Consider the following 15,777-nt stretch of genomic DNA (forward strand, 5'->3'; position numbering starts at 1 on the left):
CATAATGCATGCCATGAACCTCGACGCCTATGTGCCGGGCGACACCCCCTGGCACCTGATCTCACTGCGCCCGCAGGGACAACACGATCCGCTGCGCCGTGCCGCCGCGCGTTTTGGCGCCCGCACCGTCGCGCTTTCGCCCTGGCGCCTGCGCCTGCGTACCGATGCCGCCAGTCGCGCCTTGCTGGTCCAGGCGCTGGACTGCGACCGGATCGTGTTCACCAGTCCGGCCGCGGTGGATGCCGCCGCGCGCCTGCTGCCACTGCAGCCCATCCCCGCCGGAGTCGCGGTCACCGTCGGTGAAGGCACCGCGCGCCTCCTCCACCGCCACGGCGTGACGGACGTGCAGGCGCCCTCGCGCATGGACAGCGAAGGCCTGCTGGCATTGCCGGCGATGCAACGGCTGCAGGGCAAGCGCGTGGCGCTGGTCACCGCGCCGGGCGGACGCGGCATGATCGCCGCACAGGTGCAGGCGATGGGGGCACAGCTGCTGCGCGCCGATGTCTACGACCGCGTGCCGCTTGCCATCAGCCCGGCCACGCTTGCGCGGCTGCAGGCGTTGCCGGGGCCGACGGTACTGGCGGTCAGCAGCGGTGAAGCCTTGGAGCTGATCCTGCCGCAGCTGCCGGACATGCTGCTGCAGCGCTGGCGCCATGCTCCGCTGGTCACCGCCAGCGAACGGCTGGCGCAGCTGGCAACGGTGCAGGGCTTCGTACAGACCCGCGTGGCCGCCGGGCCGATGCCGGCGCAACTGGCCGCGGCCGCCCACGCCGCACTGTTTCCCATCCCCGCTGCGTAGCGGTACGCCGGCGGCTTGCGGCCCGCCCGCCCCGCCGCCATGCTTGCCTGGCATCCCTGTCGCCGTACCGCCACTGGCGACAGCATGCCTGCCAAGGACGCTGTGCCCCCATGAATGAAGTCTCCACTCCTCCATCGTCCCGGCGCCTGCCGCGCTGGCTGGCCGTTGTCGCCGTACTGGCTGCCATGGCCGTCACCGCGTGGTTCGGCTACCGGCACTGGCAGGCCCGGCTGTTGCAGGCCGACCAGACCCGGCTGACGACCCTCAACCAGCTGGCCGCGCTGGAGCAGAGCGTGGAAGCGCTGCGCCGCGACCAGCGCGCCAATGCCCGCAGCATCCAGGACGCCGCCGCCACCAACCGCGTGCTGCGCGACGAGGTGCTCGGCCTCGGCCAGCGCAACGCGCTGCTGGAAGAGAACCTCGCCCGTTTCCTCGCCGACAGTGCCCAGAACGGTGTGCAGGCCGCGCGCCGGGAGGAGGCCGAGCTGCTGCTCAGCCAGGCCCAGCAGCGCATGCTCTATGCCGGCGACCTGGAGGCCGCGCGCCACCTCTACGGTCTGGCCGCCGGCGTGCTGGAACAGCTCGACAGCCCCGATTACCTCAACCTGCGCCAGGCGCTGCTCCAGGAGCGTGCCGCCATCGACGCCCTCGGCCCGGGCATCCGTGCACAGGCCGCGCAACAGCTGACGCAGTGGGTCGATGCCCTGGACAGCCTGCCCGAACAGTCGCCGCCGGCCGCGGACACCACCGCACCGTGGTGGCAGCAGCTGCTGTCGCCGCTGGTGGAAATCCGTCCGGCCGATGCCACCGTGCTGATCGCACGCTCCGAGCGCATGGATGCCAGCGATGCGCTGCAGATCGAACTGAGCCTGGCCCGTGCCGCACTGGAGCGCGGCGACAGCCAGGCATGGAAAGAGGCGCTGCAGCGGGTGGACAACTGGCTGCAACGGCTGTGGCCCGACTCGCTGGCGCGCCAGACCCTGCGCAGCCAGTTGCAGCAGCTGCAGGCTATCGACCTGCGCCCCACCCTGCCGGAACTGGGCAGCACCCTGCAGCAGCTGCGCAGCCTGCGCGCGGCCAAGGAGTCGCCATGAAAGCCTTCCGCTCCCTGTTGATCACCCTGCTGGTGGCCGCCGCCGGCATCCTCGGCGCGCAATGGCTGGGGCAGGAATCCCTGCGTGACCTCGGCGAAGTGGTGGTACGCGCCGGCGGCAACGACTACATCGCCACGCTGCCCCAGGCGCTGCTGGCCGTGCTGATCGCCGCGCTGCTGCTGTGGCTGCTGTGGCGGCTGCTGAGCATGCCGTTCCAGACCTGGCACCGCTATCGGCGCCGGCAGGGGCGTGCGCGCCTGCTCGACGGGCTGCATGCGCTTGATCGCGGGCAATGGCAACGCGCGGAAAAACTGCTGCAAAGCGCAGCCGCCGAACCCGAGGTCCGCGCGATCGCCCTGGTCGCGGCGATGCGTGCAGCCGAAGCGCGCGGCGACGCCACCAGTGCCGGCCAGCACCTGCAGCAGCTTGGTGAAAACGAGCCGACCCTGCACGCGCTGCACAGTGCCGAACGCTGGCTGCAACGGGACAAGCCACACGAGGCGCTGGAGGCACTGGACCTGCCCGCGATCCAGCCGCTGCCACCACGCGGCCTGTGGTTGCGCAGCGAGGCGCTGGCCCGTGCCGGCCGCGCCGAAGACGCGTTCGGCCAGCTCGGTGCGCTGCGGCAGACCCAGGTGATGCCGGCCGAGACGCTGGCCACGCTGGAAACCACGCTGGCCCTGCAGATGCTCGACGAAGCCAACGACGTCAACACGCTGGCCGCGCACTGGGAGGTGCTGCCCAAGACGGTGCGGAGCCAGCCCGCCGCAGTGGCCCACTACGCCCGCCGCGCGGTGGCGCTGGGCTGGGTCGACGCGGCCCTGCGCAGCATCGAGCAGACGCTGGACAGCCACTGGGACGAATCGCTGCTCAGGCTCTATGCCGAGCTGCCGGTGGACAAGATCGATTCACGCCGCGCCAGTGCCCAGCGCTGGCTGCAGGCCCATCCGGCCAGCCCGGCACTGCTGCTGGCGCTGGCCCGCTTCGCCAGCGCGCAGCAGCAGTGGTCGCAGGCCGAAGACTTCCTGCACCGCGCCATCGCCCAGGACGCCGGTGCGGAAGCCTGGGAGATGCTGGGCGAATGTTTCGCCGCACAGGGGGAAGATGCGTTGGCCCGGCAGTGCCTGCTCAACGCGGTGCAGCAGCGGCGTGGACAGCTCCCGCAGCCGCTGCAGCGGCGCAACCTGCGCGAGCAGATCCAGGACCAGGCGGTGGCCGAGGAGCGTGATGAACACGGCTTCCCACGCCTGCCCGGCTGAGCCCGTAGAATCCAGCGCCCCGCTACCGCCCCCGCCGCAATGAAAATACCTGCCGACATCCACCAGCGCGTCGTCGAGCTGACCGACGCGATCCTCGCCGCCGGCCAGTCCGGTGATGCCGGGCTGGCCGGATCCCGCTATCAGGCGCTGCTCGCCTATTGCCAGGCCACGGCCGCCGCAGGCCGCGACCATCCGTTCCTGTGGGAAACGCTGGCCGACTTCACCGGCGATGACCATCTCGCCATCGGCCACTACCGGCACGCGCTGGCGCTGGCGCTGGCCGGGGCCGACGCCGCCGCCGATTACGCAGCCTCGATCTGCCTGGCTCTGGCCGAGCGGCACACCAATCTGGACGAATCCAGCACCGCCCACGCGTACGCACTGCAGGCCGAAGAGCACGCACGCGGCAGCGACGACCTGCCGCTGCACCAGGCCATCCACCAGTTCCTGCTGGAGCACCCATCGGCTGCGGGTCCGCACTGAGCACCTGAAGGGGCTTTTCCGGCTGGATAGCGCACACGCCGCAGGAAAACCACCGCCACGCCAGCCCGCATCGCGGCGGGCAGTGTCCCGCCGCCGCACCCGGGAAGGGCGCTACACGCCCTCTTCGATCAGCTCCCCGCCCGTACACCGGCGCGGTGATCAACGCTCGACGATCGCCACCACACCCATGCCGCCAGCCGTGCAGATCGACACCAGCGCGCGGCCACCGCCACGTTCGGCCAGCTGCTTGGCAGCCGTGGCGATCACCCGCGCGCCAGTGGCGGCGAACGGGTGGCCGGTGGCCAGCGACGAGCCCAGCGGATTGATCTTGTCCGGATCGATCATGCCCAGCGGCGCGTCCAGGCCGAGGCGGTTGCGGCAATAGTCCTCGCTCTCCCACGCCCGCAGCGTGCACAGCACCTGCGCGGCGAAGGCCTCGTGGATTTCGTAGATATCGAAATCCTGCAGGGTCAGGCCGTTGCGCCTGAGCATTTCCGGCACCGCCACAGTCGGGGCCATCAGCAGGCCTTCGCCGTGCACGAAGTCCACTGCCGCCACCTGCGAATCGCGCAGGTAGGCCAGCGGTTCGTGGCCATGCGCGCGCGCCCACTCCTCGCTGGCCAGCAGCACCGCTGCGGCGCCGTCGGTGAGCGGGGTCGAGTTGGCAGCCGTCAGGGTGCCGCGGCCGGAAGCCTTGTCGAACGCCGGCTTGAGCGTGGCCAGTTTTTCCAGCGAGGTATCCGGGCGCAGGATGTTGTCACGCTCCACGCCGCGGAACGGCGCGATCAGGTCGTCGAAGAAACCGCGCTCGTAGGCGGCGGCCAGCTTCTTGTGCGAGGACACCGCCCACGCGTCCTGCGAATCGCGCGAGATGTTCCACTGCTTGGCCATGTCCTCGCAGTGGTCGCCCATGCTCTTGCCGGTACGCGGCTCGGCCACGCCGGGGAACTCGGGCTTGAGCTCGGCGAACTTGAAACCGGAAGTCAGCGCGCGGAACTTGTCGCCGGTGCTCTTGGCACGGTTGGCCGCCAGCAGCCGCGCGCGCAGCTTTTTGCCATAGACGATCGGCACATCCGAGGTGGTGTCCGACCCGCCGCCGATGCCCGATTCGATCTGCCCCAGCGCGATCTTGTTGGCCACGGTGATGAGGGTGTCCAGCGAGGTGCCGCAGGCGCGCTGCAGGGTGATGCCCGGGGTCAGCGGCGACAGCCCGGACGACAGCGCCGCCTCACGGCCGAGGTTCCAGTCGCTGGGATGCTTGATCACCGCGCCCATCGCCACTTCGCCCAGTTGCTGGCCATGCAGGCCGAAACGCTCCACCAGCGCCCCCAGCGTGCGCACCGACATGCCGAGATTGCCGACATCCGAATAGGCGGTGTTCTGGCGACAGAACGGAATGCGGACACCACCGAGAATGGCGACGGGACGGGCGCTGGACATGCGGGTACCTGACATGGGAATGGGGAATGCGACATGGCCTGCTCGTGATAGCAGGCATAATGGGATTTCGAGTGTAGCTTCGAGCCCGTGACGGGCCAACCGCGGATCATGAGCAATTCCAACCCTGAGATGAATGCACTGGGCGTTGTCGCGCTGGAGCTGGCCGGTGGCCAGCAACCCGCCCATCCGGCCTTGCGCTCCGGGCAGGCCGGCGAACTGGCCGCGCTGATCGGCCGCGACCTGGCCAAACTGGTGCCGCAGGTCAGCGCGCTGGACCTGGTCTTCGCCGCCGCGCATTTCGACCCGGCCGAAGTACTGCGTCCGGGTTGGCCGATCCACCGCCGCCTGGAAGAACTGCAGATGCGCGCCCCCGGCCGCAATGCCGGCCCGCGCCTGCTGGCCTTCGGCGCCGATGCCAACGGCGATATTCCGTTGCCGCTGCAGGCCGATCCGGCGCTGACCGGTGGCGGCCTGCGGGTGCTGCCGTTCGTGCTCACCGGCGAGGATGCCGGCGCGCTGGGCGAGTGCCGCCAGGCACTGGAAGAGGTGCTGCTGGCCAACGGCATGGCGCAGCCGGATACCGCGCTGCTGGCGCAGAACGCCTTTGCGGCGCAGATCGAGCACGCCCGCTATTTCACCGTGAACGACCTGGCCGCGATGATGGCCATGCAGTACGACAACCAGGGGCTGGCCGACCTGTGGCCGCTGCTGGAAACGGCGATGTTCGCTCCCTCGGAGGAGTGCTGGCTGGAGGCGCCGCCGGAACCGCTGCTGCGCTATGCCGGTGGCGAGGCGCGGATGGCGCTGTTCGATCCGGCCGGCTGGTGCGCGCACTATGCGCACGACAAGAACGACTGCGAGCGCCTGCAGCGCGTCTATGACCAGTACCTGATGCGCCAGCGGCAGATGGCCGCGGTGCTCGAGGCCCACGGCATCGACGTGCTGTATGTGCACGTGCACGCCGGCCAGGACGCCAGGGTGCTGCTGGCGCACTGAGACAGGCGTTGCAACCGGAAAAGGGCTGCGCAGGCAGCCCTTTTCCTTGCTCGCGCGGCCCTGTCGGGCCGGATGGTTGCAGCGTGGCTGCGCTCCCGCCTTATTCGGCCTTGACGATCACCGCGCAGGCCAGACGTGCGCCGGCGTTGCCGGTGGGCTGGCTCTGGTAGTCATCGGCATCGGCGTGGACGATCAGGCCGCGACCAATGATGTCGAACGCATCACCCTTGCCCACGTTGACGCTGCTCGCCACCGGGCCGTCGACATGGGCGTTGCCCTGTGCGTCGGCGACGATGTTGGGCATGTCGCCACCGTGGTGCGCGCTGGCGGCGATGCTGCCGTGCTCGGCATTGCCCGGATTGAAGTGGCCACCGGCGCTGGTGCCGTCCGGTGCGCTGCAGTCGCCCTTCTCGTGGATGTGGAAGCCGTGCTCGCTGCCCGGCTTCAGCCCGCTGATATCGCCGCTGGCGCGCAGCAGACCATCGACCAGGCTGAAGCTGATGGTGCCGGCGACGCTGCTGCCCTCGGTCGGCTGCAGCTGGGCGGTGGCCAGCGGGGTGGCCATGGCCGGCGGCGCGGCCGGATCGGCCGCCGGGGTATCGGCCACCGGAGCGGCGGTATCGGCAGGCGTGGCCGCGGGCTGGCAGGCGCTCAGCGCCAGCGCGCTGGCGAGGAACAGGGTGCCGTGGATCAGTCGCATGGGTTACTCCTTACAGGTTGCAAACAGGACGCGGTGCATTCAACGCACCACGCGGATCACCGCGCAGGCCACGCGGGCGCCAGCCTTGCCGGCCGGCTGGCTGTGATAGTCGTCGGCATCGGCATGCACGATCAGTGCACGTCCGGCGATGTCATTGGCAGCGCCGCCGCCAAGGGTAACGCCACGCAGGTGGATATCCACATTCACCTGTCCGGCGCCATCGGCCTGCAGGTTGTCCATGTCGCCGGCGTGGTGCGCGCCATGACCGCTGCGGCCATGCGGCTGCGCGCCGGGATTGAAGTGGCCACCGGCGCTGCTGGCATCGGCCGCACTGCAGTCGCCGGTTTCATGGACGTGGAAGGCGGCCGGGCGGTTGCGCGGCAGGCCACCGATCAGCCCGCTGATATGCACGCCACCGGGTTCCGGCACCAGCGCCAGGCGGCCGCTGACCAGACTGGCCGAGGCCGGCGCCAGGTTGGCTTCGGCCAGCTGCGCGGTGCTGATGGCCGCGACCGGTGGTGGAGCCTCCGGACGTGGCGCCGGACCGCTGCCGCAGCCGGCCAGCAGGGCGCCGGCGGCAACGGCCATCAGGGGAAAACGAAGCTGCATGGGGGAATTCTCCTTGCAAGGTGCGGCAGAGCTGCCGGTATACGCCCGTGGACGTCATGAGCAGGTCCACGGAATCGGGCAACGATGCCTGCCCGGCGCGTTCCGGTCGAGCCCGGCAGGTGTATCGGGCGGACGCTCAGCGCCCCGGTCCCAGTTTGCGGGTAACGGTATTGCGGCCGAGGCCGAGCCGCGCGGCCGCTTCACCGCGGTGGCCGCGGGTGAAATCCAGCGCCACCTCCAGCAGCACCGCGTCCATGCGCTCGCGCGCCTCGGCATGCAGCCCGGTGGCGCCTTCGGTCAGCCGTTGCCGGGCCCACTGCGCCAGTGCCCGGTCCCACGGCGACGCGGCAGCCGTGCCACGCAACGGACCGCCGCGCGCCAGCACCGCCTGCACATCGGCGGCGGCAATGCTGTCGGCGGCCGCCAGCGCGGCCAGGCGCCAGCACACGTTTTCCAGTTCACGCACATTGCCCGGCCACGGATGCGCACGCAGCACCGCCAGCGCTGGCGCCGACAGCCGCTTGCAGGGCGTATCCAGCCGGCGCGCGGCATTGGCGAGGAAGGTTTCGGCCAGCTGCGAGACATCCTCCGGGCGCTCGCGCAGCGGCGGCAGCCACAGTCGCACCATGTCCAGCCGGTGCAGCAGGTCGGCGCGGAAACGGCCCTGTTCGACCAGCGCCTCGAGATTCTGGTGGGTGGCGGCGACCACACGCACATCGACGCGGATCAGCTCGCGCCCGCCAACGCGGAAGAACTCGCCCTCGGCCAGCACCCGCAGCAGCCGGGTCTGCAACGGCAGCGGCATGTCGCCGATCTCGTCGAGGAACAGCGTGCCGCCATCGGCCTGCTCGAACCGGCCGACATGCCGCTTGCTGGCGCCGGTGAACGCACCGGCCTCGTGGCCGAACAGCTCGCTCTCCAGCAGCTCGGCCGGAATGGCGGCGGTGTTGAGCGCGACGAACGGCCCCTTGGCGCGCGGCGATTCGCGATGCAGCGCGGTGGCCACCAGTTCCTTGCCGGTGCCGGTTTCGCCATTGATCAGCACCGACAGCGGCACCTGGGCAAGACGGCCGATGGCACGGAACAGCTCGCGCATGGCCGGCGCCTCGCCGACCAGCTGCGGCGGGCCGGCATCGGTCGGTGCCGCGGGCGCAGGGGTGGCCACGGACGCAAGCGGATCACGCGCCGGCAGCGCGCGCCGCGCCAGCTCCACCGCATCGTCCAGATCGAACGGCTTGGACAGGAACTCGTGCGCGCCGCCACGGAACGCCCCGGCCGTGCTGGCGACATCGGTATAGGCCGACATCACGATCACCGGCAGTTGCGGGTGCGCGGCCTTGAGCTTGTCCAGCAGCACCAGGCCGTCGTCGCCGGGCATGCGCACATCGGTGAACAGCAGGTCGGGAACCGGGCGCACAGCCAGCGCCGCGAGCACCGCCGCGGCGCTGTCGAATCCCTCCACGGCATAGCCGGCTTCACGCAGCGCGGTGGTCAGCACGAAGCGCACCGAGCGGTCGTCATCGACCACCCAGATCGTGGCGGCGGTGTTCGGCTCAGGCATCGGCGGTTTCCTGTGAGGTTTCGATGGCCGGCAGCGGCAGCAGCAGGGTGAACACCGTATGTCCGCTGCGCGAACGGTAGTTGAGCGTGCCACGATGTTCGCGCGCGACCTGCTGGGCCAGCGCCAGGCCCAGCCCGGTACCTTCGGCGCGGCCACTGACCAGCGGCAGGAACAGGTGTTCGGCCAGCTCGTCGGGCACGCCGCGGCCGTCATCGACCACTTCCAGCCGCAGCGCCAGCGGATGGACCTGTTCGACGATGCGCAAGCCATGCTCGACCCGCGTGCGCAGGGTGATGCTGCTGGCACCGGACTGGATCGCGTTGCGCACCAGGTTCAGCAGCGCCTGGGTCAGGCGGTCGGCATCGCCCGGAAATTCGGGAATGCTGGGGTCGTAGTCACGCAGCAGCCGTACCGACCAGCCGGCCTCGTTCTCGGCCAGCCGCAGCACCCGCTCCAGCGCGGCGTGGATATTGAGCGGCGTATGCGGACGGTGCGGCGTCGGCGACAGCAGCTGTTCGAGCAGGGTATTGAGCCGCTCGATTTCCGCGCCGATCAGGTCGATCAGCTCGCTTTCGTCGGCATCGCGGCCATGCGCGCGGCGGGCCAGCAGCTGCGCCGCGCCTTTCAGCCCGGCCAACGGATTGCGCAGCTCGTGCGCCAGCCCCTTCAGCGCTGCGCTGAACGCCCCCGGCAGCACCTGGGCCGGATCGGCACCCTGGAACTCGTCCACCGGATGCGCCTCCAGCAGCCAGCCGCCGGTATCGATCATGCTCAACCAGCCATCGGCAAAGCGCGGCGGCTCGCCCGGCAGTGCCAGCACCAGCCGTGGCAGATGCATCGCTTCGGCATCGGCCTGGTCCAGCTGTCCAGCGAGACGTTCGCCCTGCGCTTCCAGCGACACCAGCGGCTGCCCGAGCAACCGCCGTACGCTGACCCCGAGCCAGCGGCAGAACGCCGGATTGGCCCCCTGGATGCAGCCATCGGCATCGCTCCAGACCAGCGGGGTGGCCAGCAGCTCCAGCGGAGGGGAAAAATCGGCGTCGGTCATTGCACCAATATAGTGCAAAGCCGGCCGTTCCCGGTTCCCGCCATCGCCGTGACTGCAGGCTGCGGGCATCACCGGCACCTGCGGTTGCCGGGCGGATGTCGCCGCCACCGCGGCGGCTGTGGAAAGCCGTGACTGCAGCGGAGCAGCCGGTGCGCTGCTCTCCACGCTCGACCGGCCCTGCCCCTGCGCCCGCGGGACGGGCGAGGGGCAGGCCTTGCCACCGTTACACCTCGTAGGCCGACTCGCCATGGGTGGTCACGTCCAGCCCGGTGCGCTCGGCGTCCTCGCTGACCCGCAGGCCGACCAGCGCGCGCACCACTAGCAGGATCACCGCGGTCACCGCCGCCGACCACAGCACGGTGAAGCCGACGCTGACCGCCTGCACCCACAGCTGGTGGCCGATATCCAGATCAACCTTGGTACCGCCCAGCGACTGCGCACTGAAAACGCCGGTGAGGATGGCGCCAACAATGCCGCCCACACCATGCACACCGAATACGTCGGCGGTGTCGTCGGCCTTGAGCAGACGCTTCAGGCCGGTCACACCCCACACGCAGACCATGCCGGTGACGAAACCAATGACGATCGCACCGAGCGGGCCGACCGTGCCACAGGCCGGGGTCACGCCGACCAGACCGGCCACCGCACCGGAGGCCGCGCCCAGTGCCGAGGGATGGCCACGGGTGACCGCTTCGACCAGCGTCCAGCCCAGCACCGCCGCGGCGGTGGCCAGCACGGTGTTCAGGAAGGCCAGCGCCGCCACGGTGTCGGCGGCGGCGGCCGAGCCGGCGTTGAAGCCGAACCAGCCCACCCACAGCAGCATCGCGCCGATCCAGGTCAGCGGCAGGTTGTGCGGCTTCAACGCGGTCTGGCCATAACCAATCCGCTTGCCGACGAACCACGCCGCCACCAGCCCGGCAACGCCGGCATTGATATGCACAACGGTGCCACCGGCAAAATCGATCGCGCCCATCTCACCCAGATAGCCACCGCCCCAGACGATGTGCGCCATCGGGATATAGCTCAGGGTGAACCACAGCGCCGAGAACAGCAGCACCGCGCGGAATTTGATGCGCTCGGCAAAGGCGCCGACGATCAGCGCGGTGGTGATGCCGGCGAAGGTCGACTGGAAGGCGACGAACAGGAAGTCCGGCAGGCCTGCGATCGGCGTATTGCCCACCGACTCCGGGGTGAAGCCCTTGAGGAAGGCGAACTCGCTGAACGAGCCGAAGAACGCGTTGCCGGCACTGAATACCGCGCTGTAGCCGTAGGCCACCCACAGCAGCACCAGCGAGAACACCACCAGCACCTGGCTCAGCACCGAGAGCACATTCTTGGCGCGCACCAGTCCGCCATAGAACAGTGCCAGGCCGGGCACCACCATCATCAGCACCAGCAAGGTGGCGGTGAGCATCCACGCCACGTCGCCCTTGTCGAAACCGGGTGTGGCAGCGGCTTCTGCCGCCGTTGGCACCGCGGCCTCCACCGGCGGTGCGGCGACTTCAGTTGCGGCAGCAGGCGGTGCCTGCGCCTCCTGTGCCCAGGCACTGCTCGAGAACATGCCCAGCAGCAGCACGGTGAGCATGAAAGACAGGCACAGGCCGCCGAGCCGGGCGTTCAACCCGGTGAAAAATTCCGTTCGCATTGTCGACTCCGGTTGTGGGGGGAAACCTGCCAGCGACCCGTTGCCCCTGGCGGTCGCTGCCGCCGGAGGACGGGGCGGTGCGGGTTCTTACAGCGCGTCGGCGCCTGTTTCGCCGGTGCGGATACGCACCACCTGCTCGAGCCGGGTGACGAAGATCTTGCCGTCACCGATCTTGCCGGTGCCGGCGGCACCCTGCAGGACTTCCATCACCGCCTCCAGGTTGTCGTCGGTGACGGCGGTTTCGATGCGGATCTTGGGCAGGAAATCGACGACATATTCGGCACCGCGGTACAGCTCGGTGTGGCCCTTCTGCCGTCCGAAGCCCTTGACCTCGGTGACGGTGATGCCGGAGACGCCAGCGGCGCCCAGCGCTTCACGCACTTCGTCGAGCTTGAATGGACGGATGATCGCGGAGATTAATTTCATGCGCATGTCCCGATGTGGAGGAGACCGGCCTGCGGCTGCGGGCCGGCGTGGTGTATTCCAGCGGCCGGTGGACGGCCGCTGGCTGTTGCCCCGGACGCGGCATGGACCTGGCTGCTGCCAGCGCGGTTGCCGCTGGCCACACCCACGCGGCGGGAGGAATGGCCCCTGCCGTGCACCCGGATTCTCTTGCCCCTGCAGCTGCGTTGCCGGCGGCGGCATCGCCCTTGTGCTCCCCGGCAACAAGGGCGGCGGCGATGACGCGGATGGGAGGGGGAGGTTCCACGCCACCGCCGCCAAATAAACGCCACAAACTGCAGCGGGTGTTGCCGGCGGCCCAGCATCCCGCACTGGCCGCCGTTGCCTCAGCTGGCGTAGTACAGCTGGTATTCCAGCGGATGCGTGGCCGCACGGAACTGGGTGACTTCCTTCATCTTCAGCGCGATGTAGGCGTCGATGAAGTCATCGCTCATCACCCCGCCGGCCTTGAGGAACTCGCGATCGCGGTCCAGTGCCTCCAGCGCCTGGTCCAGCGAGGAGCAGACCTGCGGGATCAACTTCTCTTCTTCCGGCGGCAGGTCGTACAGGTCCTTGTCACTCGGCGCGCCCGGATCGATCTGGTTACGGATGCCGTCCAGGCCGGCCATCATCAGCGCGGTGAAGGTCAGGTAGCCGGACTGCAGCGCGTCCGGGAAACGCATTTCAACGCGACGCGCCTTCGGGTTGGACACCCACGGAATGCGGCACGAAGCCGAGCGGTTGCTGGCCGAGTAGGCCAGCATCACCGGCGCCTCGAAACCCGGCACCAGGCGCTTGTAGCTGTTGGTGCCGGCATTGCTGAAGGCGTTGATCGCACGGGCGTGCTTGAAGATACCGCCGATGTACCACAACGCCATCTGGCTCAGGCCGCCATAGCCGTCACCGGTGAACAGGTTGGTGCCGCCCTTGGCCAGCGACTGGTGCACGTGCATGCCGCTGCCGTTGTCGCCGACCATCGGCTTGGGCATGAAGGTCACCGTCTTGCCATCGCGGTGGGCGACGTTGCGGATGACGTACTTGGTCCGCATCAGCTCATCGGCCTTGTTCACCAGCGAGTTGAACTTCATGCCGATCTCGCACTGGCCGGCATTGGCCACCTCATGGTGGTGCACTTCGATCTCGATGCCGACGCGCTGCAGCACCTTGCACATCTCCGCACGCAGGTCGTGCAGCGAATCGGTCGGCGCGACCGGGAAGTAGCCGCCCTTCACCGTCGGCCGGTAGCCGCTGTTGGCGCCGTCGTACTTCTTGCCGGTGTTCCACGCCGCTTCTTCCGATTCGATCTTGAAGAAGGTGTTGCCCATCTCGTTGGCGAAGCGGACCGAGTCGAAGATGAAGAACTCCGGTTCCGGGCCGAAGAACGCCTGGTCGGCGATGCCGGAGGCTTTCAGGTAGGCCTCGGCGCGCTTGGCGATGCCGCGCGGGCAGCGGGCATAGCCCTGCATGGTGGCCGGGTCGAGCACGTCGCAGGTCAGCACCAGGGTCGGATCGGCATAGAACGGATCCAGATAGGCGGTTTCGGCGTCCGGCAGCAGCACCATGTCCGACTCGGCGATGCCGCGCCAGCCCGCGATCGAACTGCCGTCGAACATCTTGCCCTCCTCGAACAGCGACGGTTCGATGACCGACGCCGGGAAGGTCACGTGCTGCTCGATGCCGCGCATATCGGTGAACCGCAGGTCGATGAATTCGACCTGGTTGTCTTTGATCAGCTTCTCAATCTGTTCCAGGGACATCGGGAAAAACCTCGCAGGGAGTGACAGGGCTATTAAAGCAACTAGCGTGCCAAGTGCGAAAACTCCACAACCTGTTGTTTTCAAAGGAGGATGCCGATCCGGGGTCGCGACTGTTTGCACCTTGATGGTGCAAACACAGGGTCAGGCACCATGCAGGTGCAAACGCCGCGATGCACTATGCTGTGCCGGCCTTTTTCTCCGCACTCCCCCATGTCCGACCTGTTTTCCGCCCTGCTGCTGGGCATCCTCGAAGGCCTCACCGAATTCCTCCCCATCTCCAGCACCGGCCACCTGCTGATCTCCCAGCACTGGCTCGGCGCCCGCTCGGACTTTTTCAACATCGTCATCCAGGCCGGCGCGATCCTGGCGGTGACCCTGGCCTTCCGGCAGCGGCTGTGGTCGCTGGCCACCGGGCTGGACCAGCGCGAGAACCGCGACTACGTGATGAAGCTGGCGGTGGCGTTCCTGGTCACCGCACTGGTCGGGCTGCCGGTGCGGCTGGCCGGCTGGCAGCTACCGGAAACGGTCACCCCGATCGCCTGGGCGGTGCTGATCGGCGGCGTCTGGATGCTGGTGGCCGAACGCCTCGCCTCGCGCCTGCCCGATTGCGAGACGGTGACCTGGAAGGTCGCCATCGCCGTCGGCCTGGCCCAGGTGGTGGCCGGCGTGTTCCCCGGCACCTCGCGTTCGGCGGCGGCCATTTTCCTGGCCATGCTGCTGGGCCTGACGCGCCGGGCGGCGGCGACCGAATTCGTGTTTCTGGTCGGTATTCCCACCATGTTCGCCGCCAGTGGCTACGCGTTCCTGGAACTTGCCAGGGAAGGCCAGCTCGGCAGCGAAAGCTGGACCGATGTCGTCGTGGCCTTCACCGCGGCCGTGATCACCGGTTTCATCGTGGTGAAGTGGCTGCTGGGCTACATCAAGCGCCGTTCCTTCACGGGCTTTTCGCTATACCGCATCGCGCTGGGCATCGGCCTGTTGCTGCTGTTGCCTGCTGGAAACTGAATACGCAGGCCACCGCCAACCCCGGCGGGCCCGCCCGTCCGTTTACCGTGCCACCTCTTTCCAAAGCTCCCAAGGAGTTCACCATGAAGCGCATCCTCCTGCTGGCCCTTCCCTTCGCCCTGATGACCGCCTGCAGCAACCCGCCGGCCACCACCGGCGAAGCGGCGCCGGCCCCGGTCGCCAGCGCCCCGGCAGCTGCCAGCTTCGACGGCGCCCTGCTGACCGCCAACCAGTGGACGCTGGAAACCGCGACCGACGCCAGCGGCAAGCGCATCGACGGCCTGTTCGTGCGTGCCGACAAGCCGGTCACGCTGGACTTCAGCAACGGCCGCATCGCCGTCGGCAACACCTGCAACCACCTCGGCGGCAGCTACACGCTGGAAGGCGGCACACTGGAAGTGGGCAGCATGATATCCACGCAGATGGCCTGCGCCGAACCGGGCGTGATGGCGCTGGACAGGCTGGTCAGCGAACGTCTGCAGGGCAAGCTCGAGGTGCGCGCACTGGACGCCACCGGCCTGACCCTGGTCGCCGCCAACGGCGATGTGCTGGGCTTCCGCGGCGAACCGACCGCCGAAACCCGCTACGGCGGTGAGGGCGAGACCGTGTTCATGGAGGTCGACGCGCAGACCAGGCCGTGCCCGCATCCGCTGATGAAGGACGCCACCTGCCTGCAGGTGCGCGAAGTGAAATACGACGACCAAGGCCTGGAACAGGGCAAGCGCGGCGAGTGGGAGAACTTCTACGGCGACATCGAGGGTTACAGCCACCAGCCGGGCGTGCGCAACGTGCTGCGGCTGAAGCGTTACGAGGTCAAGAACCCGCCGGCCGACGCCTCCTCGCACGCCTATGTGCTGGACATGGTGGTCGGTTCGGAACAGGTCAAGCAGTAAGCGGCCACAGCCACCGATACGGAAAGGGCGCCTTGCGGCGCCCTTTT

Annotated in this window: 15 protein-coding genes; 7 read left to right on the top strand and 8 right to left on the bottom strand. The window is 68.9% G+C overall.

Annotated features, from left to right (window positions below):
• Positions 1 to 13: 13 nt before the first annotated feature.
• The 4 genes from ACSBPQ_RS15000 to ACSBPQ_RS15015 all read left to right on the top strand — a co-directional run bounded on the left by ACSBPQ_RS15000 (position 14) and on the right by ACSBPQ_RS15015 (position 3,635).
• Positions 14 to 799, top strand: coding sequence for a uroporphyrinogen-III synthase (locus tag ACSBPQ_RS15000; protein WP_442682875.1), 786 nt, complete (start codon positions 14 to 16; stop codon positions 797 to 799).
• A gap of 110 nt (positions 800 to 909) precedes the next feature.
• Positions 910 to 1,893: a uroporphyrinogen-III C-methyltransferase gene (locus ACSBPQ_RS15005; RefSeq protein WP_442682876.1), complete on the top strand. Its 984-nt coding sequence runs from the start codon at positions 910 to 912 to the stop codon at positions 1,891 to 1,893.
• Entirely contained in the window at positions 1,890 to 3,152 is a 1,263-nt protein-coding gene (locus ACSBPQ_RS15010; protein ID WP_442682877.1) for a heme biosynthesis protein HemY, read from the top strand. The genes ACSBPQ_RS15005 and ACSBPQ_RS15010 overlap by 4 nt, the downstream gene beginning before the upstream one ends.
• Positions 3,153 to 3,191: 39 nt before the next feature.
• A complete protein-coding gene (locus ACSBPQ_RS15015) occupies positions 3,192 to 3,635 on the top strand; it encodes a hypothetical protein (RefSeq protein WP_442682878.1) in 444 nt (147 codons plus the stop codon).
• A 159-nt stretch (positions 3,636 to 3,794) separates the two neighbouring features.
• On the opposite strand, the gene ACSBPQ_RS15020 is transcribed toward ACSBPQ_RS15015, so the two are convergent.
• Entirely contained in the window at positions 3,795 to 5,075 is a 1,281-nt protein-coding gene (locus ACSBPQ_RS15020) for an acetyl-CoA C-acetyltransferase (protein ID WP_442682879.1), read from the bottom strand.
• 108 nt (positions 5,076 to 5,183) lie between these two features.
• Here ACSBPQ_RS15020 and ACSBPQ_RS15025 point away from each other — a divergent pair, with 108 nt between their 5' ends.
• On the top strand, positions 5,184 to 6,071 hold the full coding sequence (locus ACSBPQ_RS15025; RefSeq protein ID WP_442682880.1) for a hypothetical protein: 888 nt from the start codon (positions 5,184 to 5,186) through the stop codon (positions 6,069 to 6,071).
• 100 nt (positions 6,072 to 6,171) lie between these two features.
• Here ACSBPQ_RS15025 and ACSBPQ_RS15030 read toward each other — a convergent pair whose 3' ends face one another.
• The 7 genes from ACSBPQ_RS15030 to glnA form a co-directional block, all read right to left on the bottom strand.
• Complete coding sequence (locus ACSBPQ_RS15030; protein ID WP_442682881.1) at positions 6,172 to 6,771, bottom strand: superoxide dismutase family protein; 600 nt, start codon at positions 6,769 to 6,771, stop codon at positions 6,172 to 6,174.
• 39 nt (positions 6,772 to 6,810) lie between these two features.
• Positions 6,811 to 7,380: a superoxide dismutase family protein gene (locus ACSBPQ_RS15035; RefSeq protein ID WP_442682882.1), complete on the bottom strand. Its 570-nt coding sequence runs from the start codon at positions 7,378 to 7,380 to the stop codon at positions 6,811 to 6,813.
• Positions 7,381 to 7,516: 136 nt separating this feature from the next.
• Positions 7,517 to 8,941 (bottom strand): nitrogen regulation protein NR(I), encoded by a 1,425-nt coding sequence (gene ntrC / locus ACSBPQ_RS15040; RefSeq protein ID WP_442682883.1) that lies wholly within the window; start codon positions 8,939 to 8,941, stop codon positions 7,517 to 7,519.
• Positions 8,934 to 9,989, bottom strand: coding sequence for a two-component system sensor histidine kinase NtrB (locus tag ACSBPQ_RS15045; protein ID WP_442682884.1), 1,056 nt, complete (start codon positions 9,987 to 9,989; stop codon positions 8,934 to 8,936). The genes ntrC and ACSBPQ_RS15045 overlap by 8 nt, the downstream gene beginning before the upstream one ends.
• Before the next feature lie 223 nt (positions 9,990 to 10,212).
• Positions 10,213 to 11,634: an ammonium transporter gene (locus tag ACSBPQ_RS15050; protein ID WP_442682885.1), complete on the bottom strand. Its 1,422-nt coding sequence runs from the start codon at positions 11,632 to 11,634 to the stop codon at positions 10,213 to 10,215.
• A gap of 87 nt (positions 11,635 to 11,721) precedes the next feature.
• On the bottom strand, positions 11,722 to 12,060 hold the full coding sequence (locus ACSBPQ_RS15055; RefSeq protein ID WP_442682886.1) for a P-II family nitrogen regulator: 339 nt from the start codon (positions 12,058 to 12,060) through the stop codon (positions 11,722 to 11,724).
• 362 nt (positions 12,061 to 12,422) lie between these two features.
• A complete protein-coding gene (gene glnA / locus ACSBPQ_RS15060) occupies positions 12,423 to 13,832 on the bottom strand; it encodes a type I glutamate--ammonia ligase (protein ID WP_442682887.1) in 1,410 nt (469 codons plus the stop codon).
• 210 nt (positions 13,833 to 14,042) lie between these two features.
• Here glnA and ACSBPQ_RS15065 point away from each other — a divergent pair, with 210 nt between their 5' ends.
• Both ACSBPQ_RS15065 and ACSBPQ_RS15070 read left to right on the top strand, forming a co-directional pair.
• Positions 14,043 to 14,837 carry an undecaprenyl-diphosphate phosphatase gene (locus ACSBPQ_RS15065; protein ID WP_442682888.1) on the top strand — a complete coding sequence of 265 codons (795 nt, stop codon included), beginning with the start codon at positions 14,043 to 14,045 and terminating at the stop codon, positions 14,835 to 14,837.
• 83 nt (positions 14,838 to 14,920) lie between these two features.
• On the top strand, positions 14,921 to 15,730 hold the full coding sequence (locus tag ACSBPQ_RS15070; RefSeq protein ID WP_442682889.1) for a DUF4377 domain-containing protein: 810 nt from the start codon (positions 14,921 to 14,923) through the stop codon (positions 15,728 to 15,730).
• Positions 15,731 to 15,777 lie beyond the last annotated feature (47 nt).

Origin of the sequence: Stenotrophomonas sp. JC08 (genome assembly GCF_052180205.1) — a bacterium.
Classification (GTDB): Bacteria; Pseudomonadota; Gammaproteobacteria; order Xanthomonadales; family Xanthomonadaceae; genus Stenotrophomonas.

Excerpts from the sequence above, each read along its gene's own strand:
- ACSBPQ_RS15000 (WP_442682875.1), top strand. The coding sequence starts at position 14 with ATGAACCTCGACGCCTATGTGCCGGGCGACACCCCCTGGCACCTGATC.
- ACSBPQ_RS15005 (WP_442682876.1), top strand. The coding sequence starts at position 910 with ATGAATGAAGTCTCCACTCCTCCATCGTCCCGGCGCCTGCCGCGCTGG.
- ACSBPQ_RS15010 (WP_442682877.1), top strand. The coding sequence starts at position 1,890 with ATGAAAGCCTTCCGCTCCCTGTTGATCACCCTGCTGGTGGCCGCCGCC.
- ACSBPQ_RS15015 (WP_442682878.1), top strand. The coding sequence starts at position 3,192 with ATGAAAATACCTGCCGACATCCACCAGCGCGTCGTCGAGCTGACCGAC.
- ACSBPQ_RS15020 (WP_442682879.1), bottom strand. The coding sequence starts at position 5,075 with ATGTCCAGCGCCCGTCCCGTCGCCATTCTCGGTGGTGTCCGCATTCCG.
- ACSBPQ_RS15025 (WP_442682880.1), top strand. The coding sequence starts at position 5,184 with ATGAGCAATTCCAACCCTGAGATGAATGCACTGGGCGTTGTCGCGCTG.
- ACSBPQ_RS15030 (WP_442682881.1), bottom strand. The coding sequence starts at position 6,771 with ATGCGACTGATCCACGGCACCCTGTTCCTCGCCAGCGCGCTGGCGCTG.
- ACSBPQ_RS15035 (WP_442682882.1), bottom strand. The coding sequence starts at position 7,380 with ATGCAGCTTCGTTTTCCCCTGATGGCCGTTGCCGCCGGCGCCCTGCTG.
- ntrC (WP_442682883.1), bottom strand. The coding sequence starts at position 8,941 with ATGCCTGAGCCGAACACCGCCGCCACGATCTGGGTGGTCGATGACGAC.
- ACSBPQ_RS15045 (WP_442682884.1), bottom strand. The coding sequence starts at position 9,989 with ATGACCGACGCCGATTTTTCCCCTCCGCTGGAGCTGCTGGCCACCCCG.
- ACSBPQ_RS15050 (WP_442682885.1), bottom strand. The coding sequence starts at position 11,634 with ATGCGAACGGAATTTTTCACCGGGTTGAACGCCCGGCTCGGCGGCCTG.
- ACSBPQ_RS15055 (WP_442682886.1), bottom strand. The coding sequence starts at position 12,060 with ATGAAATTAATCTCCGCGATCATCCGTCCATTCAAGCTCGACGAAGTG.
- glnA (WP_442682887.1), bottom strand. The coding sequence starts at position 13,832 with ATGTCCCTGGAACAGATTGAGAAGCTGATCAAAGACAACCAGGTCGAA.
- ACSBPQ_RS15065 (WP_442682888.1), top strand. The coding sequence starts at position 14,043 with ATGTCCGACCTGTTTTCCGCCCTGCTGCTGGGCATCCTCGAAGGCCTC.
- ACSBPQ_RS15070 (WP_442682889.1), top strand. The coding sequence starts at position 14,921 with ATGAAGCGCATCCTCCTGCTGGCCCTTCCCTTCGCCCTGATGACCGCC.